This window comes from Microbacterium sp. MMO-35, assembly GCF_037147555.1.
Taxonomy (GTDB): domain Bacteria; phylum Actinomycetota; class Actinomycetes; order Actinomycetales; family Microbacteriaceae; genus Microbacterium.
Genome location: NZ_JBBCVH010000008.1, coordinates 123,395 through 146,979 on the forward strand (window position 1 = coordinate 123,395; position 23,585 = coordinate 146,979).

The following is a 23,585-nucleotide window of genomic DNA, read 5'->3' on the forward strand; positions in this document are numbered from 1 at the left end:
ATGACCGTCACCGCCGCCGGCTACCCGACCGTGACCCCGGTCCCGTTCGACCCCGAGGTGCAGATCGTGCTCGACGCGATCGCGCAGAACCCGCAGCCCGCGCTCACCCGGGACACGCTCCCCCGCGAGGGCACGGACGCGATGTTCCCCGACAACGACACGGTGATCGCCGGGCGCGCGATCGACTGGGAGGACCGCGTGATCCCCGGCCCGGCGGGATCCCCTGGCATCGAGGTCACGATCTTCCGTCCGCGCGGCACGGCCGGATCCGCCCGTCCCGGGTTCGTCAACATCCACGGCGGCGGACAGATCGTCGGCCACCGCAGCTGGGAGACCGGCCGCGTTGTCGACATCGTCGAGGAGCACGGCGTGGTCGCGGTCAACGTCGAGTACCGGCTCGCACCCGAGCACCCCTCCCCGGCCGGGCTCGAGGACTGCTACGCCGCGCTGCTCTGGCTGCACGCCCACGCCGCCGAGCTCGGCGTCGACCCCGACCGGATCATCGTCGGCGGCGGCAGCGCGGGCGGCTGCCTCGCCGCCGGGGTCGCCCTGCTCGCCCGGGACCGGCAGGGACCCGCGCTGGCCGGCCAGCTGCTGCTCTGCCCCATGCTCGACAACACGAACACGACCGTGTCGAGCCTGCAGTACGACGGCATCGGCACGTGGCAGCGGGAGGCGAACCTGCTCGCCTGGTCGTGCCTGCTCGGCGACGACCTGGCGTTCAGCCCCGATGCCTCGGGCTACGCCGCGCCGGCCCATGCCGCCGACCTCTCGCGCCTCGCCCCGGCGTTCATCGAGGTCGGCGAGGCCGAGATGTTCCGCGACGAGGACACCCAGTACGCTCTGCGGATCTGGGCCACGGGCGGACAGGCCGAGCTGCACGTCTGGGGCGGCGGCGCGCACGGCTTCGACATGTACATGCCCGATGCCGAGATCTCCCGGGCGGCGCTGGCCGCGCGGGCCAGCTGGCTGCGCCGGATCTGGGGCGCCTGATGGCCGCGAACGAGACCGCGATCGGATCCGTCGCGCCCGTGCCCTACGACCCCGAGCTCGTCGACGGGCTCGCGGCGTTCCTCGACCTCGTCGAGATCATCCCGCTGCGCGCCGACACGATCCTCGCCAACCGCGCGCACTTCGCGACGATCATCCCCCCGATGGCGGCGCAGGCCGAGGGCAGGGCCGTGACCTTCGAGGACCGCAGGATCCCCGGTCCCGCCGGCGCCCCCGCCGTCGAGATCACGATCGTGCGCCCCGCGGCCCCCGCTGCGGATCCGGCCCCCGCGGTGCTGTCGATCCACGGCGGCGGCATGGTGCTCGGCACCCGCTTCTTCGGCACGCCCGAGCTCATCGACCTCGCCGAGCGGCACGGCGTGGTGGGCGTGGCGGTGGAGTACCGCCTCGCCCCGGAGCACCCCGGTCCCGCCCAGGCGGAGGACTGCTACGCGGCGCTCCTGTGGATGGCCGCGCACGCCGACGAGCTCGGGATCGACCCCGAGCGCATCATCGCCTCGGGGCAGAGCGCAGGCGGCGGCCTCTCCGCCGCGGTGGCCCTCCTCGCGCGCGACCGCCAGGGCCCGCGGCTCGCCGGCCAGCTGCTCGGCTGCCCGATGCTCGACGACCGCAACGAGACCGTCTCCGCGCGGCAGTACGACGGCATCGGCGCCTGGGACCGCAACAACAACGACACCGCCTGGACCGCGATCGCGGGCGACGACCGGTTCACCGACCGGGTGTCGCCGTACACGGCGCCGGCCCGCGCGACCGACCTCGCGGACCTCCCCCCGGCGTACATCGAGGTGGGGGCCGCTGAGACGTTCCGCGACGAGGCCGTCGACTACGCGTCCCGGATCTGGGCCACCGGCGGACAGGCCGAACTGCACGTCTGGGCCGGCGGATACCACGGCTTCCACGGCTTCTCCCCCGACGCCGTGGTCTCGGTCGCCGCGAACGCCGCGCGGGAGAGCTGGCTGCGCCGCGTACTGCGGCTCGACGGATGAGCGGTGTGCAGGCGCGCCCGCGCATGGGCACGCTGCGGGCGATGCTCGTGCTCGGCATGCTGGAGGCGTTCGGCCCGCTGTCGATGGATCTGTACCTGCCGCAGCTGCCCCAGCTCTCCGCCGCGCTCGGCACGAGCGACGCCCTCGCCCAGGCCACGATGTCGGCATGCATGATCGGGCTCGGGCTCGGCCAGCTCGCCGCCGGGCCGCTCAGCGACCGGTTCGGGCGCCGTCGTCCGCTCCTCGTGGGCGTCGCGGCCTTCGCCGTGCTGTCGCTGATGTGCGCGCTCGCCCCGAACATCGAGGTGCTGCTCGTCGCGCGGTTCCTCCAGGGGCTGGCCGGATCCGCGGGCATCGTCATCTGCCTCGCGATCGCCCGCGACCAGTTCGACGGCGCCGAGCTCAGCCGCATGCTGTCCCTGCTGTTCCTCGTCTCCGGATCCGCTCCGGTGATCGCCCCCGTGGTCGGCGGCCAGCTGGCCAGGATCATGGACTGGCGGGGCATCTTCGGCGTGCTCGCGGCCATCGGGGTGGCCCTGCTGCTCGTGGTCGTGTTCGCCCTGCCGGAGACCCTGGACCGCGCCGACCGCCATCCGGGAGGGCTCCGCACGCTGCGATCGCACACGGGAGCCGTGCTCAGGGACCGGCTGTTCGTCGCCGTGCTGTGCGCCGGGGCAGGCGGCGGCGTCGCCTTCTTCACCTACCTGTCGCTGTCGTCGTTCGTGCTCCAGGACGAGTTCGGCCTGGATCCGCAGGGCTTCAGCCTCACCTTCGCGCTGGGGGCGCTCGCGAACATCGCCGGCACCCAGCTCAGCCGGCTGATCGTGCGGCGCTCCAGCCCGCTGCGCGTCTACCTGGCCGGGACCACGACGACGGCGATCGCGACCGTCGTGCTCGCCGTCGTCGCCCTGCTCGGCATCGGGGTGTGGGGCTTCGCCGCAGCGCTCGTGGGGTTCATGCTGTGCGTCGGGCTCGGCGGGCCGAACTCGTCGACGCTGGCGCTCGCGCACCACGGCGCCCGGGCCGGCACGGCGTCCGCCCTGCTCGGGATGTCGACGTTCCTCGTCGGCCCGCTGCTGTCGCCGCTCGCCGTGATGGTCGGCGGGGCGAACGCGGTCACGATGGGCGTGACGATGGCCTCGGCCGCCCTCGTCGCAGCCGCCATCGCCTGGTTCGCCGTACGCCCGGCCGCCGGCTGAGCCGCGCGCACCGGCGCTGCTCCGCACTGCTCCCGTCGCAGAAGTCGTCGCTCTCCGTCATCCGGAACGACATCTTCTGCGACGGGAGCGGATCCGGCCGCGCCACGCACCCGTCGCGGGGCGGCCTCAGGACAGCGCGGCGATCGCGTCGCGGAGCACTCCACCGCCGCCGGCGAGCGCCGGGGCCGCGGCCTCGGCGGAGGCGCCGGTGAAGAGCATGAGCAGGGCGAGCTTGACCGATCCGCCCGCCTCGGCGAGCGCACGCACGGCGTCGCCCTGGGCGGCGCCGGTGAGCTGGATGAGCGTGCGCACCGACCGCGCGCGGAGCTTCTCGTTCGTCGCCTGCAGATCGACCATGACGCCGCGATAGGTCTTGCCGAGGCGGATCATCGACAGGGTCGAGAGCATGTTCACGACGAGCTTCTGCGCCGTGCCGGCCTTGAGCCGGGTGGATCCGGTCACGAACTCCGGCCCGACGACGACCTCGATCGGCACATCGGCGGCGGCGCCGATGGCGGATCCGGCGTTGGCGGCGATCGCGACGGTCAGCGCGCCGACCTCGCGCGCGTAGGCGAGTCCGCCGAGCACATAGGGGGTGCGCCCCGAGGCGGAGATCCCGACGACCGTGTCGTTCTCGCCCAGTCCCAGCGCGCGCAGCGACTCGGCGGCGGCGCGGTCGTCGTCCTCCGCGTCCTCCACGGCGCTGCGGATCGCGCCCTCCCCGCCGGCGATGAGGCCGACGACCATGCCCGGATCCGTGCCGAAGGTGGGCGGGCACTCCGAGGCGTCGAGGACCCCGACCCGCCCTGCGGTGCCCGCGCCGATGTACACCAGGCGACCCCCGCGGCGGAAGCGCTCGGTGATGCCGTCGACGGCCTCGGCGATGCGGTCCGCCTGCGCGGCGACCGCCTCCGGAACGCGCCGGTCCTCGGCGTTCATCGCGCGCACGAGCTCGGGCGTCGACAGCAGGTCGAGGTCGCCCCGCGCGGTGTCGGCCTGCTCGGTCGACAGATGGGACAGTTCGCCGATCAGCGCGGCGAGACGCGCGTCGTCGTTCGGGGTCTCTCCCGGCTTGCTCTCATCCGACACGGTGCACGAACCTTTCGTGAAGAGGGGCGCGCCCCTCGGCGATCATGGCGGCGCCGTCCAGCGCATCGCCTCGGGCGGGAAGGGTCTCGAGTCCGCGCGCGCCGAGGGCCGACGTCACCGCGGCACGGAAGCCGTCGTGCGAGGTCAGCCCGCCGTGCAGGGCGACCACGGAGGATCCCCCGGACGCGGCAAGCGCGGTCTCGGTCAGCAGCCGGGCCGCCTCGTCGCGGATCGCCTGCGCGGCGGCGTCGCCCTGATCGGCGGCGTCGAGCACCGCCGGGGCGAAGGTGGCCAGCAGCCGGGCCGGTGCGGCGGCCCCGCCCACCCAGGCGATCGGGGAGGTGCCGTCTCCGATGAGCAGGGTCAGCACATCGGTCAGCACGGTCGCCGGCCCCAGCCCGTCGCGGGCGCGGAGCACGGCGCGCACGCCCTCACGGCCGAGCCAGGATCCGCTGCCGAGGTCGCCCAGGTCGGGACCCCAGCCGTCCACCATGCGGTGCGCGTCCGCGGTGATGCCCAGGGCGACGGCGCCCGTGCCGGCGATGACCAGCACGCCCGCCTCGCCGTCGAGCGCGCCGGCGTGCGCGGTGACCACGTCGGAGGTGACGGCGCACGGGGCGCCGCGGTCATCTGCGAGCGCACCGGCGAGGGCCTCGGCCTCCGCGGTCGCGTACATCGCGCCGGCCGCGCCGACGCCGATCCGCTCCGGACGCGCATCGGCCAGCAGCGGCAGGATCGATGCCAGGGCGAGGGCGACGCCGTCGCGCGCGGCGAGTCCGGGGGCTCCCCCGCCTTCGCGGTGCGTCCGGGTGCCGTCGATCGAGAGCCGGGCCCGGCACTTCGATTTGCCGAGGTCGATCGCGGCCGTGCCGGAAAAGGTCATGCACCAGAATGTACGGGATCCGAACGATACCCGGAAAGCCCGACCGGCGCGCCCCGCCGATCAGAGCGCCAGGACCATCACCGCCATCACGACGAGCGAGACCGCCATCGCCGCGCCCTCCGCCTCGAGCAGGATCCGCCCGCGCGGCACTCCACGGAGCCGCACCAGGGCGCTCCCCGCCGCGACGCCCCCCGAGACGGCGCCTCCCGAGACGGGGCTCCCGACGTCGCCACGGTGGCGCACCCGGGCGAGGACCATCAGTCCCAGCAGCGCCGCGACGCCGATCGCCGCCGCCACGGACATCGGCACGACCGCGCCGTGCCCCTCGTGGCCGAAGCCGGCGGGTGCGGGATCCGGCGCCCCGGATCGCGCACCGAGCATCGCGAGCGCGCACACCGCCATCACGACGCAGCCGAGCGCGCGGTGGAAGCAGGCGTCCGCGTGCGGGCGTCCGCGCGTGCCGACGACGCCGAGCATGGCCGATGCGATCCCCGCGACCGCGATGAGCAGGAGAACACGGGCGTCGCCCCCGCCGGCGCAGAGGGCGATCATCCCGAGCGCCATCACCACCGCGCTCTGCCGCGCCTGCCAGGGCACCGCGCGGGGCATCACCCCGCCCGCCGCGAGACAGCAGGCGGCGGCCGTGATCGCGGATCCGATCATCAGCAGCAACACCGCCGCATGGAGCATGCCCACAGTGTTCTTGATCGCTCGCTCAAAAACAATACCCCGGGGAGGAACCGTATCGTCGCGCGCGACTCGGCCCCGCGCGGGAGCGGATCCGCCGCACCCCGCCCGGGACTGGGCCAGGATGGACGCATGCCCAGAGTCGTCGACCACGACGCGCGCCGGCGCGACATCGCCGCTGCGCTCCTCGCCGTCGCCGCGCGGGACGGCCACGACGGGGTGAGCTCCCGCGCCGTGGCGCGGGAGCTGGGCGTCGCCGTCGGATCCCTGTGGCACTACTTCGACGGCTTCGACGACGTGATCCGCGCCGCGGCCGCCGAGGTCACCCGCCGCACCGAGGACCGGATCCGCGCCGCGACCGAGGGCCTGCGCGGGCTCGCGCGACTGGACGCGATCATGCGCGAGGTGCTGCCGGTCGACGCGGTGACCCGCACCGAGGCGCACGTCGTCGTGGGGTTCTGGGGACGCCTCGCCTCGCTCGCCCCCGCCGCGGACGCCTCGATGGCGACCATCCCGCTCTGGCGCACCGAGACCGCCGAGGCGCTCGAGGAGGCGGTCGCCGACGGCGAGCTGCGCAGGGACACCCCGCTCGACGACGTGCTCGCGCTCCTCCGTGCGATCACCTACGGGCAGCAGATCGTCGAGGTCGCCGAGCCGGCCGACCCCGCCGCGCACCTGCGCGTGCTCGCGGCGATCCTGTCCCCCTGGCGCGCCTGACCCCGGCGCCCCGGCCGGCGACCGGCGCCCCCGGCCGGCGACCAGCGCCCCCGGCCGGTGACGGCGACGCGACCGGTGACCGCGGCTCAGGCCGACACTCCCTCCGCCCCGAGCCAGACATGGCGCTCGCACAATTCAGGCCAGGCGTCCGCCCGTACGCGCGCCTCCCGCGACATCTCGGCACTGCGCCGCGGCCTCGGCAGACTCCAGCCTGAGTTGCGCGAGCCGCACCATCGAGCACAGCCGACAGCCCACGCCCGAGCACAGGGAGCGTCACCCCGCGGATCCGGCCATTGCGCCCGCACCCTCGCGCGGCCTATCATCGACCCAACCCGTTTCTTGAGCAGTCGCTCAACTAAACCGCAGAGGTCGACGATGTCCCACCACGCCCCGCAGCCGATCACGCTCGACGCCATCCCGACGCCGCACCCGCTGGATCCCCTCACCGGGCCCGAGATCGCCGCCGCCCGCGCGATCCTCGTGTCCACGGGCCTGCTCGGCGACACGGTGCGCGTGCCCATGCTGCTGCCGGACGAGCCGACGCGGGCCGAGCTCGCCGCCTGGGCTCCCGGCGCCCCGATCGACCGCCGCGTCGACGCCACCCTGCTCGACACGGCGACCGGGGTCGCGACCGAGGTCGTGGTCTCGATCACGCGCGGCGAGGTGCTGCGCGCCGACCGCGTGCCCAACGACGCCCCGCCGTACGGCCAGCCCCAGTACCTGTTCGAGGAGTACGAGCGCGCCGAGGCCATCGCCAAGGCCTCCCCCGAGTGGCGCGCCGCGATGGAGCGCCGCGGGCTCGCCGAGCACATCGACCTCGCCTTCTGCGGCCCCCTCGCCCCGGGCTACACCGGCCGCGCCGACGAGGTCGGGCGGCGCGTGATCCGCTCGCTCACGTTCCTGCGCTACGACGAGCTCGACTCTCCGTGGGCGCACCCGGTCGAGGGGCTCATCGTGCACATCGACCTCACGGCGAACAGCGTGATCCGCGTCGAGGACGTCGGCGACGTCCCCGTGCCCGCCGGCCACGGCAACTACTACCCCGAGGTGCAGGGCGAGGCCCGCAGCTCGCTCAAGCCGATCGAGATCGTCCAGCCGGAGGGGCCGAGCTTCTCCGTGACCGGATCCCTCGTGGAGTGGGAGAACTGGTCGATGCGGGTGAGCTTCAACGCCCGCGAGGGCCTCGTGCTGCACGACGTGACCTTCGACGGGCGCCCGGTGCTGAACCGCGCGAGCGTGCCCGAGATGGTCGTCCCCTACGGCGACACCGCACCGGGGCGCTTCTGGATCAGCTACTTCGACGCCGGCGAGTACCTGCTCGGCAAGAACGCGAACCACCTCGAGCTCGGCTGCGACTGCCTGGGCGTCATCCGCTACCTGGACGGCTACGTCGCCGACGACCGGGGCCACCCGGTCCGGATCCCCAACGTCGTCTGCATGCACGAGGAGGACACCGGGATCCTCTGGAAGCACACGAACCTCGAGGGCCGCTCGGACGTGCGCCGCGCGCGCCGCTTCGTCGTCTCCTACTTCTCCACGATCGGCAATTACGACTACGGGTTCTACTGGAACTTCGGCCTGGACGGCACGATCGAGGTCGTGGCGAAGGCCACGGGCATCGTGTTCGTGGGCGCCGGCGAGCCGGGCGTCCCGCAGCGCCATGCCACCGAGCTCGCCCCCGGCGTGTTCGCGCCGGTGCACCAGCACCTCTTCTCCGCGCGACTGGACGTCGCGATCGACGGCAACGACAACCGCCTCCTCGAGGTCGACGCGCAGCGCGTGCCGATGGGGCCGGAGAACCCGTTCGGCAACGCCTTCAGCTGGACCGAGACGGTCCTCGGATCCGAGTCCGCCGCGCAGCGCGACGCCGACACCTCCGTGGCCCGGGTCTGGGAGGTCCAGAGCGCCTCGCACACCAACGCCGTGGGGCGCGCGACCGCCTACCAGCTCGTGCCGCAGCCCACCGCGCTGCTCATGGCGGATCCGGCCTCCTCCGTCGCCGCGCGCGCCGCGTTCGCGACCAAACACCTCTGGGCCACCGCCTACCGCGAGGGGGAGATCTGGCCGGCCGGCCGCTACCCGAACGCGCACCAGGGCGGTGCGGGCCTGCCCGCGTACTCCGCGGACGACGCCCCGCTGGACGGCCCGGACGGCGCCGACCTCGTGCTCTGGCACACCTTCGGGCTCACGCACTTCCCCCGCCCGGAGGACTGGCCGATCATGCCGGTCGACACCGCCGGCTTCGCGTTCCGCCCCTACGGGTTCCTCGACCAGAACCCCGGCATGGACGTGCCCGAGTCGTCGCAGGCGCACGCCGCGGCCGGATCCGGATCCGCCTGCTGCGGCGGCGGCGAGGCCTGCACCTGCGGGCACTGAGTCCTCGGCAGGCGTTTCGAGGAGCGATGCCGATCCGCGGAACGACCGCGGAAGGACGCGCATCGCTCCTCGGGACGGGACCCGTCAGGCGCTCCCGCGGAGCCGCGTGCGCACGGCGAGCGCGGCGCACAGGATGACGGCGGATCCGCCGAGGATCGTCGCCCAGCCGAGCTGCTCGCGCAGCAGGATCCCGGCCCAGAGGATGCTCAGCACGGGAGCGACGCGGAGCTGGTCGTGCGGGAGTGCGCCGCGCGCGGGGTCGTGCTCGCGCCCGGGTCGGAGTGGTTCCCCGCCGAGCCGTCCGGCGCCTTCGTGCGCCTCAACTACTCCGGCGAGGGCCCGGAGCGCTTCCCCGAGGCGGCGGGCGTCCTCGGGGAGGTGCTCTGCGGATCCTGACCCACGCGGGGCTCAGACCGCCTTCGCGACGAAGCCGCCGGATCCCACGAGCGCGTCGGCGGTGGCGATGATCGTGTCGCGGAGGGCCGCGGCGGCGCGCGTCGGCGCCATGTCGGCCCGGTGCGCCAGGCTCACGGTGCGCGTCAGCTTCGGCGAGGCGAGGGGCACCGCGCGGAGTCCCGGCCGGTCGAGTGCGACCATGGCGGGCACCACGGCGACGCCCACTCCGCGTTCGACGAAGCGCAGCACGGTGTCCATCTCGGGGCCTTCCACGACGACCTCGGGCACGAGCGCGGCGGCGGCGAAGGCCGCATCGGTCGCGGCGCGCAGCTCGTAGCTGCGCGGGAACGCGATGAGCGGCAGATCCGCCACGGCGGCGAGCGCGATCGCCTGACCGTGGCTCACCGGCGACTGCGCGGCGGACGAGATCACCACGAGATCCTCCTCGAGCAGCGGCGTACGGCTGAGACTCACCGGCGAGGCCGTCGCCGCGTCGGAGGATGCGAGCAGCGCGAGATCCAGCGCCCCCTCGGCGAGCGCCGCGACGAGCCCGCGCGAGCCGCGCTCCGTGAGCTCCAGCTCGATCCCGGGGTGCGCGGCGCGGAAGGCGCCGACGACCTCGGGCACGATGCTCGCGCACAGCGACGGGGGCGCCCCCAGGCGCACCCGCCCCCGGCGCAGGCCCGCGATCTCGGCCATCTCCCGCCGCACCGACGCGGCATCCGCGAGCATGCGCCGCGCGTAGGGCAGCAGCACCTCCCCCGCGGCCGTGAGCGAGATGTGCCCGCGCGCGCGATGGAACAGCTCGGATCCGAGCTCGCGCTCCAGGGTGGAGATCTGCCGGCTCAGGGAGGGCTGCGCGAGATGCAGCTCCTCGGCGGCACGGGTGAAGTTGCCGAGCCGGGCGATCTCGACGAATCCGCGGAGCTGCTCGAGGTTCATGGCCATAGCCTAGAGGCATTCAGTCCAGCGGAATTATGCATTGGAGTAATCGTTGGCGGATTCCTAGCGTGGAACCCATGACTGAGAACCCCCCTCGCGAACGCCTCGTCGCCACCACCGTGCTCGTGATCGGCACCGGCGGATCCGGCCTGCGCGCGGCCATCGAGATCGCCGAGCAGGGCGTCGATGTGCTGGCCGTCGGCAAGCGCCCGCGCCACGACGCGCACACCTCGCTCGCCGCGGGCGGCATCAACGCCGCCCTCGGCACCATGGATCCGCAGGACAGCTGGCAGCAGCATGCGGCGGACACCCTCAAGGAGAGCTACTTCCTCGCCGACCCGCGCACGGTCGAGATCGTCACCCGGGGAGCCGAGGAGGGCATCCGCGACCTCGAGCGCTACGGCATGGGCTTCGCCCGCGAGGACGACGGCCGCATCTCGCAGCGCTTCTTCGGCGCGCACACCTTCCGTCGCACCGCGTTCGCCGGCGACTACACGGGCCTCGAGATCCAGCGCGCCCTCACCGGCCGCGCCGAGCAGCTCGAGATCCCGATCCTCGACACCGTCTACATCACGCGCCTGCTGGTCGACGAGGTCGAAGGCCCGGACGGCGTCACGATCCCGCGGATCTTCGGCGCGTACGGCTTCGACCTCATCGACGGAACCAGGTACCTCATCCACGCCGACGCCGTGATCCTCGCCGCGGGCGGGCACAACCGCATCTGGCGACGCACGTCGTCCCGCCGCGACGAGAACACCGGCGACTCCTTCCGCCTCGCGGTCGAGGCGGGCGGGCGGATCCGCGACCCCGAGCTCGTGCAGTTCCACCCCTCCGGCATCATCGAGCCGGAGAGCGAGGCCGGCACGCTCGTCTCCGAGGCCGCGCGCGGCGAGGGCGGCATCCTGCGCAACGCGCTCGGCGAGCGGTTCATGCAGCGCTACGACTCGGAGCGGATGGAGCTGTCCACCCGCGACCGTGTGGCGCTGGCGGCGTACACCGAGATCGCGGAGGGCCGCGGCACCCCGAACGGCGGCGTCTGGCTGGACGTCTCGCACCTGCCCCGCGAGACGATCATGACCCGCCTGCCCCGCGTGTATCAGACGCTCCTCGAACTGCAGATGCTCGACATCACGAAGGACCCGATCGAGATCGCGCCGACCGCGCACTACTCGATGGGCGGAGTCTGGGTGCGCCCGGAGGACCACCGCACCGATGTGGACGGGCTCTATGCGATCGGCGAGGCCTCCTCCGGTCTGCACGGTGCGAACCGGCTCGGCGGCAACTCCCTCATCGAGCTGCTCGTGTTCGGGCGGATCACGGGGCGGGCCGCCGTCGCGCACGCCTACGGGCTCGACGCGCAGCGCCGCTCGACGGAAGCGGTGCGGCGGGCCAGGGCCGAGCTCGACGATCTGCTGGCGGCCGACGGCCCGGAGAACGTCCGTGCCCTGCAGCGCGCGATCCGCGACACCATGACCGCGCACGCGGGCGTCGTCCGCGACGAGGAGGGCCTGCGCGCCGGCCTCGCCGAGCTCGACGCGATCGAGGAGAGGATGACCCGGATCGGGATCCACCCCGACATCGCCGGGTTCCAGGATCTGGCGCACGCCTTCGACCTGCGCTCCTCCGCGCTGGCCGCCCGGGCGACGCTGGCGGCCGCGCTCGAACGGCGCGAGACCCGCGGCTGCCACAACCGCAGCGACTACCCCGAGATGGATCCGGCGCTGCAGGTCAATCTCGTCTGGTCGCCGTCCACCGGCGTCGTGCGCGAGGAGATCCCGCCGATCCCGGCGGAGATCGATGCCCTGATCCGCGACGTGGACACGGCGGGCAAGCTCGTCGAGTAGCGCGGTCACCGCCCTTCAGACCTCACCGCGAGACGGGATCTCGGTGGCGAGACCGCATCCGCGTCGCGAGACGGCAGCACGATCTGCGCTGTCTCGCGATGCGGATGCGGTCTCGCGGTGAGCCGGCTCCTGCGGGCGATCGCCGGATCCTCCCCGTCGCCCCGTCCGCGGTGGTAGAGTGCCTCAACGGATCGTATACAAAGTCGTCGATCCACCCCTGCATCTTCCCGAGGTGATCAGTCGTGGCCGCAGCTCCCGTCGCTCCCGCAGAGTCCGTCTCGACGCTCGTCGCGCGCAACATCAGCGAGTTCCGCTCGGCCGTCTCCGACTCGTTCGTGCCCCTCCAGGTCAGCGGCGAGGGGCCCGCGCCCTTCCGCGGCCTGATCCGCGGCGCCGCCGTCGACGAGGTGCACGTCACCGACCTCCGCGCCTCCCGCCACGTCGTCGAGCGCACTCCCGAGCTCATCGCGCGGGGCGACCGCTCGTACTTCAAGGTGAGCCTGATGCTCGCCGGCACCGGGCTGCTCATCCAGGACGACCGCGAGGCCGTGCTGACCCCCGGCGACCTCGCCGTCTACGACACCGACCGGCCCTACTCGCTGGTGTTCGACGAGGACTTCCGCACCATGGTGGTCATGTTCCCGAAGCACCTGCTGAGCCTGCCGCCGGAGATGGTGGGTCAGCTCACCGCCGTGCGGATCTCCGGCCAGGAGGGGCTCGGCGGCATGGTGGTGCCGTACCTGCGCCAGCTCGCCACGAACCTCGACCAGCTCGCGGGCGCGACCGGCGCCCGCCTCGCGCACAGCGCCCTCGACCTCGTCTCGACCGTGTTCACCCGGGAGCTCGGGCTCGACGAGTCCGCCGCCGACCCGCATCGCGCGCTCATGCAGCGCATCCGCGGGCACATCGACCGCAACCTCGCGTCGACCGATCTCGGCCCCGCGTCGATCGCGAGCGCGCACTTCATCTCGACCCGGCACCTGCACGGCCTGTTCCAGGAGCAGGGCACGACCGTGTCGACGTGGATCCGCACCCGCCGGCTCGAGCAGTGCCGCAGGGACCTGCTGGATCCGGTGCTCGCCGACCGTCCCGTCGCCGCGATCGCCGCCCGCTGGGGCTTCGTCGACGCCGCGCACTTCAGCCGCGCCTTCAAGACCGCCTACGGCGTCTCCCCCAGCGAGTACCGCTCCACGCACTGACGCCGCGGGGCGCGCGGCCCGTCTGACTGCCCGTCTGCCTGCCCGTCCGCGTGCCCCCACCCGCGGGACCGTCCGTCCGCGAGCCCGTCCGTCCGCGAGACCGCCCCACCGCGAGACCGAACCTGCGTCCCGAGACCGCGCTCTGTTCCCGCGGTTTCGGGTGACAGGTTCGGTCTCGCGGTTTCCCCGGCGGTTCCGCCCGCGGTTCCCCCGGCGGTTCCCCCCGCGGATCCGCACGCCCCGCGACGACGCCTCCCCGGCACTTGCCCGTGGGGGCACGCCGGTTGACTCTCGGCGCGCGATCGGACGCGGACCGTTGAGCGGGATCCTGGCCCGGAACAGCATGGTTCCACGCCCCGTAGTCCGGCGGGGTCAGGGTCGAAGGAGTCCCCGAGTGTCCGATGAAGTGACCGTTGCCGATCCCGCGCTCGACGAGTGGCGCACCTATGACGAGTTCGCCGCGGGGATCGACACCTTCCGCCTGCCGAACACCGACCTGGCCGGCACGGCGCTCGTGCTCACGCTGGACGACGGATCGTCGCTGAGCCTCGACTTCGGCGCCGGCACGGTCGACTGGTCCGGGCTCGGCGCGTCCGGCACGGATCCCTACGACGCGGTCGCCGTGCGCGACGACGTCGTCTTCGTGAACCTCCCGCTCGTCTCGCGCGAGCGCGAGGCGCTCACCGTCGTCTACTCCACCACCTCGCACCGCGCGACCGTGATCCGCTCCCGCATCGCGGCGGAGGCCGTGGAGGGCACCCCGCAGGTCGCGCAGGAGTTCTGGGCCGCGACGACCGACGGCGGCGCGCCGACCGGGGAGCAGCCGGGGCCGAGCCGCGACCTCATCGGCAAGCGCAACGTCTACCGCTACAGCCCGTACCACCTGTACGAGCACGTCTACGTCTCCAGCCAGCGCTACGCCTGGCAGTGCCTCGAGGGCGTGCAGCGCGGGCACGGCGACATGGACCTCTCCACGGTCTGGAAGTTCGCCGACGGGCTCTACCTGTTCTGCTTCCGCGAGTTCAGGATCGCGGTCGCGAGCGTCTGGCTGCACGATCTCGGCTATCAGCTGATGACCACCGGGATCTTCCTCGGCCTCAACGGCGAGGGGGCGGCGGAGCACTCCCGCGCCGGAGGCCACATCTACCCGCTCGGCTCGGTGTCCTACCCCGACGCGCAGCCCGTCTGAACCGCCCGGCACCGGGAGACCGCCGCACGGCGGTCGAGCGGCGTCCGTCGACCCCCGACCTCGAGGAGCCCCCGCCATGAGCAACGCCGACATCATCCGCACCCACTACGACGCGAGCGATCGCGGCGACCTCGACGGCATGCTCGCGCCGCTCGCCGCCGATGTGCGCTGGACCGAGGCGGCGGGCTTCCCCTACGCCGGCACCTACGTCGGCCCCGACGCCGTGGCCGCGAACGTGTTCGCCCGCATCCAGGACGACTGGGACGACTACACCCTCGCCGTGGACGAGGTCGTCGACGGCGGCGACACCGTGATCGGCATCGGCACCTACTCCGGCACGTACAGGCGCACCGGCCGGTTCTTCGCGGCCCGCGTCGCGCACGTGTGGCGGCTCGAGAACGGCGAGGTCGTCGCATTCGAGCAGTTCACCGACACCGAGATGGTGGCCCGCGCGCTGCGCGACTGACCTCCGTCCGCCCAGACCTGCACCACACCGCGGGATCCGTCCCGCACCCGAGAAGACAGGAATCACATGAACAAGCGCATCACCGCCGCAGCAGCGCTGCTCGCCGCGGGCATGCTGGCCCTGGCCGGCTGCTCCGGCGACGGCGGATCCGGATCCGGCTCGTCCGACCCGATCGTCGTCGGGTCCGTCAACACCATCTCCGGCCCCGCGACCTTCCCGGAGGCGTCCCAGGCCGCGAAGGCCGTGTTCGACAAGTTCAACGCCGACGGCGGCCTCAACGGCCGCAAGATCGACTACAAGGCGCTGGACGACAAGGGCGACCCGGCCACCGCGACCGCGAACGCCCGCGAGATCGTCGGATCCGACAACGCCGTCGCGATGATCGGCTCCGCGAGCCTCATCGAGTGCGACCTGAACAAGAAGTACTACGAGCAGGAGGGGATCCTCTCGATCCCCGGCATCGGCGTCGACACCGGCTGCTTCGACAGCAAGAACATCTCCCCGGCCAACGTCGGACCGTACAACGACATGACGCTCACGCTGCTCTACGGATCCGAGCAGCTCAAGCTCGACAACATCTGCGTGTTGCTCGAGATCGCCGGCTCCACGCGTCCGACCTATCAGGCGGCGATCGACAAGTGGACCCAGATCACCGGCAAGAAGCCGCTCTACGTCGACGACACCGTGCCCTACGGCGCGAGCGACTACACGCCCTACATCGTCAAGGCGAAGCAGGCCGGCTGCAAGGCCCTCGCGATCAACCCGGTCGAGACGGACGCGATCGGCCAGGTCAAGGCCGCCAACGCCCAGGGCTGGAACGACGTCACCTGGCTGTACCTGACCAGCGTCTACAGCGAGAACTTCGCCAAGGCGATCGACGACGCCGGCGCGGGCATCTACGTCCCGGCCGAGTTCTACCCGTTCACGGATGAGAACGCCGTGAACAAGGACTGGCGCGACCTGATGACGAAGAACAAGATCCCGCTCACCTCGTTCAGCCAGGGAGGCTACCTGGCGGCGACCTACTTCATCGAGGCGCTGAAGTCGGTCAAGGGCGACATCACCCGCGAATCCGTCTCCGAGGCGATCAAGAGCATGCCGGCCGTCGACAACAAGATGATCGGCGACCCGTACAAGTTCGGCACGATCCCCACCGCGGGCTGGCCGATCGAGCTCAAGACCGGCACCCACGCCTGGGAGAAGGTCGCCGACGACTGGTACCGGATCCCCAAGAAGTGATCCAGTCCCGGGGGCGTTGAGCGGACTTCCCCGGGGGCGTCGAGCACCGGCGGAGCCGGCGCGAGACGAGACGCGGTCACCGGCACGGCACCGCGTCTCGTCTCGGTCGCCTTCGGCGTCCTCGCTCAACGCCCCGGGGAGAACCCGCTCAACGCCCCCGGAGAACCCCGCTCGACGACCCCGGCTCAGAACGAAGGAACCACGATGATCGAAGGCGCCCTGTCAGGGCTCGCGGCCGGCGGCCTGTACGCCGTGCTCGGGGTCTGCCTGACCCTCATGGCCCGGCTGGTCCGGGTCGTCAACTTCGCCCAGGCGGCGACCGGCATGTTCGGCGGCTTCTGCGCCGTGTGGCTGGTCACCAAGGCGGGCATGCCCGTGTGGATCGGATCCGTGCTGGGGGTGCTGATCGGCGGCGTGCTCGCCGCCGCGATCGGCTGGATCGCCGCGACCTGGCTGTCCGAGGCGTCCACCACCACCCGTTCCGCGATGACGGTGGGGCCGCTGCTGCTGCTGATCTCGCTGTCCTTCATCCTGTTCGGCAACAAGCCGCAGCCCTTCACGCCGATCATCGCGGGCCCCGCGTTCTCGATCGGCGGGGTCGTGATCAGCCAGGTGACCGTGTGGACGGTCGGCATGGCCGTCGTCGTCGCCGTCGGGGTGCACTTCCTGCTCACCCGCACCCGGATCGGCACCCAGCTGCGCGCGCTCTCCGAGCGTCCCACCACCGCCGAGCTGCTGGGGATCCGCTCCCGTCCGCTGTCGATCGCGGTCTGGTTCGTGACCGGCGTGATCAGCGCGATCGCGATCGTGATCGTCGCCCCCTCGCAGTCCAACGACGCGACGAGCCTGTCGCTGCTCATCATCCCGGCCGCGGCCGCCGCCCTGCTCGGCGGCTTCAAGCGCCTCGACCTCACCGTCGTCGGCGGCCTGGTGCTCGGCGTGCTGGGCGGACTCGTCGCCCAGATCAACGAGATCTCGCTCGTGCGCAACTTCCTCCCGTTCCTGTTCATCGTGGTCCTGCTGCTGTGGACCCAGCGCAAGGAGGTGTGGGATGCCGCACGCTGAGCCGCTCTCGCCCGCCCGTCCGTCCGTTCCGCTGCTGCAGAAGCCGGTCGTCCGCATCGTCTGGCCGTTCGTCGTCGGCGCGCTCGCGATCCTCGTCGGGCTCCTGCTCTCCAACGCCCTCCCGGGCTACTTCGTCTACCTCGCGATCAGCGCGGTCATCGCGGCCATCGCGATCATGGGCCTCGGGGTCGTCACCGGATCCGCGGGGATGATCGCGCTGTGCCAGCTCACCTTCGCCGCGATCGGCGCCTGGATCGTGGCGCTCATGAACATCTGGCACGCCCCCGGCGGCTTCATCGTGTGGCTCGTGCTCGGGGCCCTCGTCGCCGGCGTCGCCGGGATCCTGGTCGGCCTGCCCGCCCTGCGTCTGCGCGGCGTCAACCTCGCCGTCGTCACCCTGGGCTTCGCCGCCGCGGCGGACGTCACGCTCGTGCAGATCCAGTTCCCGGGATCCGCCCAGGCCATCTCGATCGACCGCCCCGCGATGTTCTCGAACGACAAGAAGTTCTTCTTCCTGTCGATCATCGTGCTCGTCGTGTGCGCACTGATCGTGTTCTTCCTGCAGCGCAGCCGGTGGGGCGCGAGCTGGAAGGCCGTCGCCTTCTCCGAGCGCGGCACCGCCGCCGCCGGGCAGAGCGTGCAGGCCGCCAAGCTCACCGCGTTCGCCGTGTCCGCCGCTCTCGGCGGGGTCGCCGGAGGCCTGCTGGCCGGTCAGGTGCAGCTGCCCTTCGCGGCGAGCTTCACGCCGCTGCAGTCGCTCGCGCTGTACGTGCTGGCGATCATGAGCGGCGCGCACCTCATCGACATGGCGGTGTTCGGCGGCATCCTCTGGGTGCTCGTGCCGGAGCTGCTCAAGCGCTGGCACATCCCGCAGGACTGGGGCTTCGTGATCTTCGGCGTGCTGGGCGTGCAGGCCCTCACGAGCGGCACGAGCCTGGGCCAGGGCATCCGCAACCTGCTCTGGAAGCGGCAGGATCGCCGCACGGCCAACGCCGCGCTCACCGCGCTGCCGCCGGATGCGGCGGACGACGCCGAGCAGATCCGCACCACGACCACCGCCACGGTGGATCCCGCTCTGCTGAACGGCGAGCCCGTGCTGACCGTGGAGCACCTGACGGTGGAGTTCGGCGCGCTGAAGGCGCTCGACGACGTGTCGTTCTCCGTGCCGGAGGCCTCGATCATGGGCCTCATCGGGCCGAACGGCGCCGGCAAGTCGACCTTCGTCGACGCGATCAGCGGGTTCCTGCCGAAGCACGGCGGACGGGTGCTGCTGGGCGGGCGCGACCTCGCCGGCCTCTCCCCCACGCGTCGCGCGCGGCTGGGCCTGCGCCGCACGTTCCAGCAGGACCGCGTCCCCCCGCTGCTCACGGTGGGCGGGTACGTGCGCTTCGTCGCCCGGCGGCGGCTGTCCGCGGCGGACATCGAGGAGACGCTCGCGTTCTTCGGCTGCCCGCCCGCACGGGCACGGCTGTCGAGCGTGGACGTCGGCACCCGGCGCCTCGTCGAGGTGGCCGCGGCCCTGCTCTCCAGCCCCCGGCTGCTGATCCTCGACGAGCCCGCCGCGGGCCTCTCGCACGACGAGCACCTCGCGCTCGCGGCACGGCTGCGGGAGCTGCCGCAGCGGTTCGGCGTGGCCCTCATCATCATCGAGCACGACCTCGACCTCGTCCGCTCGGTGTGCCCGGTGCTCACCGTGCTGAACTTCGGGAAGGTGCTCGCCACCGGTCCGCAGGACGAGGTGCTCGCGAACCCCGACGTCGTCAAGGCCTACATGGGAGAGACGGAGCTGCTGTCATGAGCGAACTGGTGCTGGACGGCGTCACCGTCAGCCGCGGCGCGGGACCGGTGATCTCCGACGTCTCGCTCACGGTGCGCGGCGGCGAGGTGCTCGCCCTGGTCGGCCCCAACGGCGCGGGCAAGACGAGCCTCATCGAATCGATCTCGGGGGTCGTCGGCCACTCCGCCGGAGAGCTCAGCCTCGACGGCGAGCGCATCGACAAGCTCTCCCGGGTGTCGCGGGCGCGCAAGGGCATCGTGCACATCGAGCAGGGCAGGGCGGTGTTCCCGTCGCTGACGGTGCGGGAGAACCTGTCGCTCACCGCGCGCACGCCCGCCGAGCTCGAGGCGGCGCTCGCCCCCTTCCCCGAGCTCGAGAAGCGCATCGACTCCGCGACGGCCCTGCTCTCCGGCGGCGAGCAGCAGATCGTGGTGCTCGCGCGCGCCTTCGCCGCGAAGCCGAAGATCCTCCTCATCGACGAGATGTCGCTCGGCCTCGCGCCGGTCGTGTTCATGCGGCTGGTGCCGATCGTGCAGTCGATCGCCGAGTCCGGCGTCGGCGTGCTGCTCGTGGAGCAGTTCACGCAGCTCGCACTCGGCATCGCCCGCGAAGCCGTGGTCGTCGCCGGCGGACACGTGTCGTTCCAGGGCACCGCCGAAGACCTCCAGGCGGATCCGCAGCTGCTGCACCGCGCCTACCTGGGCGGGTAGGCGGATCGGGGATCACGTCGGGAGTGCACTCAACCCCAGCTGAGCGAGCGCGGGGCCGGCGCCGCGCACGGCGATCGCCCAGTCGGGTCGGACGAACCCCGTCCGCTCCAGCCGCACCCGCTGCTCGTCGACGGGCTCCCCCGGCCGAGGCAGCACCCGGGTGACGCCGTTGGGCTTGTAGCCGAGCTTCCGCGATACGGCGAGGGACGCCTCGTTCCAGCTCGCCGCACCGGACTCGGCCCATTCGGCTCCCAGCACGTCGAACGCGAACATCAGGAGCGCGGCGCGCATCTCGGTCCCGATCCCCTGGCCGTGCACGCTGCGAGTGAGCCAGGACCCGGTGTCGACCGTGCGCCGCTGCGCGAAGTCGTGCGCGGACAGGTCTTGAGATCCCACGATGCGACCGTCGACGTGGACGCCGAACGCGACCGTCCACCGATCGGGTGCGACGCGATTGCGCAGACTCCACTGGTACGCCGCCAGATTCCGGGGCAGATCCTCCGGTGCGGCATCGGTCCACGGCACGGAGAACGGCGTACGGGCCGGGTCGTGCACCCCGTCGAGAGCCGCCTGGGCGAGCCCGGGGAGATCGACGTCCCTGAGCGGGCGCAGCACCAATCGAGGTGTCGCGATCTCGAGTCCGAACAGCGGCCAGAGCTCTTCCAGGTCCATCACCCGACGGTATCCCAGCCGCAGATGCCGTCGTGCAGTGGAACCGGATCGGGTGCATCTCGCCGTTCCCTGACGACCGCGAGCCGGATGGCTCCGAGGGCGATCGAGTCGTGATCATTCCGTGATGTTTCTTTGATCTGATCTGGGTCTTTTCGGGTCCGGAATGTCGGTGGCCCCGAGTTGACTAGGGGTATGACGAACTCGACCGGCGCGGTGGTGGACCCCGTGGATCCGGCTGTCGTGCTGGGCGCGCTGACGTCGATGCTGGAGGACACCGAGGCGTCGATCGTGCGGCTGCAGGCGGTGCGAGAGGCGCAGCTCGCGGTCGCGCAGCGCCTCGCCGAAGAACTCGCCGCACAGACCCGGCCAGCGCGGGGCGAGGCGGCGGACTTGTCACAGCGGGCGGTCGCCGCAGAGCTGGCGGCGGTGCTGCACATGTCCGACCGGGTCGTGCAAGGCCGCATGATGCGGGCCGCAGATCTGATGGCGAAGTACCCGGAGACGATGCGGGCGTTCACCGAAGCGCGGATCAACGCCGCACATGTGCGGCTGATCCAGGACGCCGGCGCGCGCCTCGACGACGAGGTGCGGGCCGAGTTCGAACGCCTCGCCGTTGCCGCGTGCGAAGGCGACACCCCGCACCGAGCGAGGCCGATCATCGAGCGTGTCACCGAGAGGCTGGCGCCACGGAGTCTCACCGAGCGGCATCGGCAGGCGCAGGAGAAGCGGACCGTGTGGCGGGAGGATCTCCCGGATGGGCAGAAGATGCTCGGGATCACCCACGCAGCTGCGGTGATCGATGGGATCTACGACCGGCTCACCCAGCAGGCCCGCATGCTCAAGACCGCCAACATGAAGGCCGCGAAGGACGCCGCCGCAGGACTCGACCCCGACTCCGACGGGCTCGGCGACCCGGCCGACGAGCGGACGATCGACCAGCTCCGCGCCGACCTCTGCGCAGACACCCTGCTCGCTGGCACCCGTCCGGACACGACACCACGGCCGGGCTGCTGTCCGCGATCCAGGGCCGGGTGGAGGTCACCATCCCCGTGTTCACCGCCGTGGCGGTGGACGCCGACTCGTCTGCCTTCGCCGGCAGATGCGGTTGTGGACGCGAGAGCTTCGTGGGCGCAGCGTTCGGCGTGCGTACCGAGTTGCCCGCGGAGCTCGCCGGCGGGCAGCCCATCGACACGGACACCGCCCGCATCCTCGCCGGCGGTGCCACCGCGTGGGAGCGCGTGCTCACCCACCCCATCACCGGGGCGATCCTCGCCGTCGATCGCTACCGGCCCAATGCGGACCTGCGCCGACTGCTGCACGCTCGAGATTCCCGGTGCCGGTTCCCTACCTGCGGACTCCCGCCCCGCACCCAGGACCTCGACCACACCATCGACGCCGCATTCGGCGGAGCGACCGAGGAAGGGAACCTGGGCGGCCTCTGCCGACGACACCACGTGCTGAAGCACCAGACCGCGTGGAAGGTGAAACAGCGAGGAGCGGGCGTCCTGGAATGGACCGGCCCGACCGGATCGACCTACATCGACCGGCCGCCAACCCCGGTGACATTCACGATCGACGAACCGGATCCGGCACCAGAACCACCGCCGTTCTGAACCGCCGCACGGTCGCCCGTCTCCGGAGCCGAAGCACCCACCCGCAAAAAGCACACGCTCTCAGGAGAACGTGCGTCCGTTCCAGCGGAGCCAGCCCGCCTGATGCTGTCCGGACGGATCCCGATGCGTCCAGTGCACCGTTCCTCCCTTGTCGCTCCACTCGTAGTCGCCGAGGAAGTCGACGCGGTCGCCCTTCGCCAGGCCGTCGAGGCGCGGGGCGAGGTCGATGTTGTGCGCGATGAGGATCGAGACGCCGCTCGGCGTCGTGAGCAGGAACTTCTGATGCCGCGAGCCGTCGAGGTCGTCCGGCAGGATCCGGGAGACGGTGCCGGTGCCCTGCACCTCGATGCCGCTGCGGTGCTCGTCGAACAGCGCGCGCACGGGGTCGTCGGCCGGTGCGGACGCGGATCCGCCCGCCGGTGCCCCCGTCGTCGCGGGCGCGGACGCGGCCACCCCGGTCCGCGCGTCGGGGATCCACCCCTGTCCGACCGCGAGCAGTCCGAGCGCGGCCACGACGACCACGACGACGACCGTCGTCCATCGAGCCCTCCGCGTCACGGCGCCCAGCCTAGCGCGGGCTTCGGCTCCGGCCCCGGGGCGCGGCTGCTCCCGGGAATCGACGGAAGCGCCCGATCCGGCCCGGGGGCGGGGCTGCCCCCGGAGATCGACGGAGGCGCCCCGATCCGGCCCGCCGGGCGTACGATGCGCGCATGACGTTGGAGCGCTGGCGGCGGATCACCGAGTGGCCGCTCATCGTCGCGTCGGTGCTGTTCCTCGTCGCCTACTCGATCCAGGTGATCGTGGATCCGCGAGGGGCGATCGGCGCATTCCTGGAAGACCTGCTCTGGGTCTCCTGGGGCACGTTCCTCCTCGACTACATCGTGAGCCTCGTGCTCGCCCCGCGACGCTGGCACTGGTTCCTCACGCACCTGTTCAACCTCGCCACCGTCGTGCTGCCGATGCTCCGCCCGCTGCGGGTGCTGCGCGTGATCACCCTGCTGGCGGTGCTGCAGCGCACGGCGGGACGCGCCGTCCGCGGGCAGATCGTCATCTACGTGACCAGCGCGACCCTGCTCCTCGTCTACGTCGCCTCCCTCGCGGTGCTCGATGCCGAGCGCGCCGGCGGCGGGAGCATCACGACCTTCGGCGACGCGATCTGGTGGGCGTTCGCGACCATCACGACGGTCGGCTACGGCGATCTGGCCCCGATCACGCTCGAGGGACGGGCCATCGCCGTCGGCCTCATGCTCAGCGGCATCGCCCTGCTCGGTGTCATCAGCGCGACGTTCGCCTCGTGGATCGTCGAGCAGGTGTCGGCGGAGAACACCAGCCGCCAGGCGGCCACCGTCGCGCACGTAGACGCGCTGCGGGCCGAGATCGCCGAGCTGCGCGCCGTGCTCGCGACGATCGAGCCGCGGATCCCGAGCGCCGAGACGGCACAGACCGCGACCTCGTCGGACGGCCCGGATCCGCTCCCCTCGACGCACTGAGGGCGGATCCGGCCGCTCGGAGGCTCGGGGCCGGC

24 protein-coding genes are annotated in these 23,585 nt (G+C 72.3%); 17 read left to right on the plus strand and 7 right to left on the minus strand.

Annotated elements, in window-relative coordinates:
• Genes WFJ01_RS15650 through WFJ01_RS15660 form a run of 3 tightly spaced genes read left to right on the plus strand, consistent with a single transcriptional unit; the run spans nucleotide 1 to nucleotide 3,196 of the window.
• On the plus strand, nucleotides 1–993 hold the full coding sequence (locus WFJ01_RS15650) for an alpha/beta hydrolase (protein ID WP_336629576.1): 993 nt from the start codon (nucleotides 1–3) through the stop codon (nucleotides 991–993).
• Nucleotides 993–1,997, plus strand: a complete 1,005-nt coding sequence (locus WFJ01_RS15655; RefSeq protein WP_336629577.1) for an alpha/beta hydrolase — start codon at nucleotides 993–995, stop codon at nucleotides 1,995–1,997. The genes WFJ01_RS15650 and WFJ01_RS15655 overlap by 1 nt, the downstream gene beginning before the upstream one ends.
• Nucleotides 1,994–3,196: a multidrug effflux MFS transporter gene (locus WFJ01_RS15660; protein WP_336629578.1), complete on the plus strand. Its 1,203-nt coding sequence runs from the start codon at nucleotides 1,994–1,996 to the stop codon at nucleotides 3,194–3,196. The genes WFJ01_RS15655 and WFJ01_RS15660 overlap by 4 nt, the downstream gene beginning before the upstream one ends.
• A gap of 126 nt (nucleotides 3,197–3,322) precedes the next feature.
• Here the strand turns inward: WFJ01_RS15660 and murQ are convergent, their stop codons facing one another.
• The 3 genes from murQ to WFJ01_RS15675 are packed head-to-tail and all read right to left on the minus strand — an operon-like array spanning nucleotide 3,323 to nucleotide 5,858.
• Complete coding sequence (gene murQ / locus WFJ01_RS15665) at nucleotides 3,323–4,285, minus strand: N-acetylmuramic acid 6-phosphate etherase (protein ID WP_336629579.1); 963 nt, start codon at nucleotides 4,283–4,285, stop codon at nucleotides 3,323–3,325.
• Complete coding sequence (locus WFJ01_RS15670; protein ID WP_336629580.1) at nucleotides 4,275–5,168, minus strand: N-acetylglucosamine kinase; 894 nt, start codon at nucleotides 5,166–5,168, stop codon at nucleotides 4,275–4,277. Before WFJ01_RS15670 ends, murQ begins: the two co-directional genes overlap by 11 nt.
• 60 nt (nucleotides 5,169–5,228) lie before the next feature.
• The gene (locus WFJ01_RS15675) at nucleotides 5,229–5,858 is read right to left on the minus strand and encodes a hypothetical protein (RefSeq protein WP_336629581.1); all 630 of its coding nucleotides are present in this window, start codon (nucleotides 5,856–5,858) and stop codon (nucleotides 5,229–5,231) included.
• Between the two features lie 129 nt (nucleotides 5,859–5,987).
• Here WFJ01_RS15675 and WFJ01_RS15680 point away from each other — a divergent pair, with 129 nt between their 5' ends.
• Both WFJ01_RS15680 and WFJ01_RS15685 read left to right on the plus strand, forming a co-directional pair.
• Nucleotides 5,988–6,572: a TetR/AcrR family transcriptional regulator gene (locus WFJ01_RS15680; RefSeq protein ID WP_292881745.1), complete on the plus strand. Its 585-nt coding sequence runs from the start codon at nucleotides 5,988–5,990 to the stop codon at nucleotides 6,570–6,572.
• A gap of 375 nt (nucleotides 6,573–6,947) precedes the next feature.
• Nucleotides 6,948–8,948, plus strand: a complete 2,001-nt coding sequence (locus WFJ01_RS15685) for a primary-amine oxidase (protein WP_336629582.1) — start codon at nucleotides 6,948–6,950, stop codon at nucleotides 8,946–8,948.
• A gap of 84 nt (nucleotides 8,949–9,032) precedes the next feature.
• On the opposite strand, the gene WFJ01_RS15690 is transcribed toward WFJ01_RS15685, so the two are convergent.
• Nucleotides 9,033–9,161 carry a hypothetical protein gene (locus WFJ01_RS15690; protein ID WP_442928065.1) on the minus strand — a complete coding sequence of 43 codons (129 nt, stop codon included), beginning with the start codon at nucleotides 9,159–9,161 and terminating at the stop codon, nucleotides 9,033–9,035.
• A 21-nt stretch (nucleotides 9,162–9,182) separates the two neighbouring features.
• Here WFJ01_RS15690 and WFJ01_RS15695 point away from each other — a divergent pair, with 21 nt between their 5' ends.
• Nucleotides 9,183–9,344: a hypothetical protein gene (locus tag WFJ01_RS15695; protein WP_336629583.1), complete on the plus strand. Its 162-nt coding sequence runs from the start codon at nucleotides 9,183–9,185 to the stop codon at nucleotides 9,342–9,344.
• Between the two features lie 12 nt (nucleotides 9,345–9,356).
• Here the strand turns inward: WFJ01_RS15695 and WFJ01_RS15700 are convergent, their stop codons facing one another.
• Nucleotides 9,357–10,286 (minus strand): LysR family transcriptional regulator, encoded by a 930-nt coding sequence (locus WFJ01_RS15700; RefSeq protein ID WP_336629584.1) that lies wholly within the window; start codon nucleotides 10,284–10,286, stop codon nucleotides 9,357–9,359.
• A gap of 77 nt (nucleotides 10,287–10,363) precedes the next feature.
• Between WFJ01_RS15700 and WFJ01_RS15705 the strand changes: the two genes are divergently transcribed.
• The 8 genes from WFJ01_RS15705 (at nucleotide 10,364) to WFJ01_RS15740 (ending at nucleotide 19,775) form a co-directional block, all read left to right on the plus strand.
• The gene (locus WFJ01_RS15705) at nucleotides 10,364–12,130 is read left to right on the plus strand and encodes an FAD-binding protein (RefSeq protein WP_336629585.1); all 1,767 of its coding nucleotides are present in this window, start codon (nucleotides 10,364–10,366) and stop codon (nucleotides 12,128–12,130) included.
• 242 nt (nucleotides 12,131–12,372) lie between these two features.
• Nucleotides 12,373–13,329 carry a helix-turn-helix domain-containing protein gene (locus tag WFJ01_RS15710; RefSeq protein ID WP_251438539.1) on the plus strand — a complete coding sequence of 319 codons (957 nt, stop codon included), beginning with the start codon at nucleotides 12,373–12,375 and terminating at the stop codon, nucleotides 13,327–13,329.
• 394 nt (nucleotides 13,330–13,723) lie between these two features.
• Complete coding sequence (locus tag WFJ01_RS15715) at nucleotides 13,724–14,518, plus strand: MoaF C-terminal domain-containing protein (RefSeq protein WP_251438540.1); 795 nt, start codon at nucleotides 13,724–13,726, stop codon at nucleotides 14,516–14,518.
• 76 nt (nucleotides 14,519–14,594) lie between these two features.
• Entirely contained in the window at nucleotides 14,595–14,984 is a 390-nt protein-coding gene (locus tag WFJ01_RS15720) for a nuclear transport factor 2 family protein (RefSeq protein ID WP_336629586.1), read from the plus strand.
• A 66-nt stretch (nucleotides 14,985–15,050) separates the two neighbouring features.
• The gene (locus WFJ01_RS15725; RefSeq protein WP_336629587.1) at nucleotides 15,051–16,223 is read left to right on the plus strand and encodes an ABC transporter substrate-binding protein; all 1,173 of its coding nucleotides are present in this window, start codon (nucleotides 15,051–15,053) and stop codon (nucleotides 16,221–16,223) included.
• 204 nt (nucleotides 16,224–16,427) lie between these two features.
• Nucleotides 16,428–17,288 (plus strand): branched-chain amino acid ABC transporter permease, encoded by an 861-nt coding sequence (locus tag WFJ01_RS15730; RefSeq protein WP_292881769.1) that lies wholly within the window; start codon nucleotides 16,428–16,430, stop codon nucleotides 17,286–17,288.
• Nucleotides 17,275–19,086 carry a branched-chain amino acid ABC transporter ATP-binding protein/permease gene (locus WFJ01_RS15735; protein WP_336629588.1) on the plus strand — a complete coding sequence of 604 codons (1,812 nt, stop codon included), beginning with the start codon at nucleotides 17,275–17,277 and terminating at the stop codon, nucleotides 19,084–19,086. The genes WFJ01_RS15730 and WFJ01_RS15735 overlap by 14 nt, the downstream gene beginning before the upstream one ends.
• Nucleotides 19,083–19,775, plus strand: a complete 693-nt coding sequence (locus WFJ01_RS15740; RefSeq protein WP_336629589.1) for an ABC transporter ATP-binding protein — start codon at nucleotides 19,083–19,085, stop codon at nucleotides 19,773–19,775. The genes WFJ01_RS15735 and WFJ01_RS15740 overlap by 4 nt, the downstream gene beginning before the upstream one ends.
• A gap of 12 nt (nucleotides 19,776–19,787) precedes the next feature.
• Here WFJ01_RS15740 and WFJ01_RS15745 read toward each other — a convergent pair whose 3' ends face one another.
• Entirely contained in the window at nucleotides 19,788–20,447 is a 660-nt protein-coding gene (locus WFJ01_RS15745; protein ID WP_336629590.1) for a GNAT family N-acetyltransferase, read from the minus strand.
• Between the two features lie 192 nt (nucleotides 20,448–20,639).
• Here WFJ01_RS15745 and WFJ01_RS15750 point away from each other — a divergent pair, with 192 nt between their 5' ends.
• Complete coding sequence (locus WFJ01_RS15750) at nucleotides 20,640–21,908, plus strand: DUF222 domain-containing protein (RefSeq protein WP_336629591.1); 1,269 nt, start codon at nucleotides 20,640–20,642, stop codon at nucleotides 21,906–21,908.
• Nucleotides 21,902–22,060, plus strand: coding sequence for a hypothetical protein (locus tag WFJ01_RS15755; protein WP_336629592.1), 159 nt, complete (start codon nucleotides 21,902–21,904; stop codon nucleotides 22,058–22,060). Before WFJ01_RS15750 ends, WFJ01_RS15755 begins: the two co-directional genes overlap by 7 nt.
• Before the next feature lie 60 nt (nucleotides 22,061–22,120).
• On the opposite strand, the gene WFJ01_RS15760 is transcribed toward WFJ01_RS15755, so the two are convergent.
• Complete coding sequence (locus WFJ01_RS15760) at nucleotides 22,121–22,618, minus strand: DUF3465 domain-containing protein (RefSeq protein WP_336629593.1); 498 nt, start codon at nucleotides 22,616–22,618, stop codon at nucleotides 22,121–22,123.
• A 152-nt stretch (nucleotides 22,619–22,770) separates the two neighbouring features.
• Between WFJ01_RS15760 and WFJ01_RS15765 the strand changes: the two genes are divergently transcribed.
• Nucleotides 22,771–23,550 carry a potassium channel family protein gene (locus tag WFJ01_RS15765; RefSeq protein ID WP_336629594.1) on the plus strand — a complete coding sequence of 260 codons (780 nt, stop codon included), beginning with the start codon at nucleotides 22,771–22,773 and terminating at the stop codon, nucleotides 23,548–23,550.
• The last annotated feature ends 35 nt before the right edge of the window (nucleotides 23,551–23,585 follow it).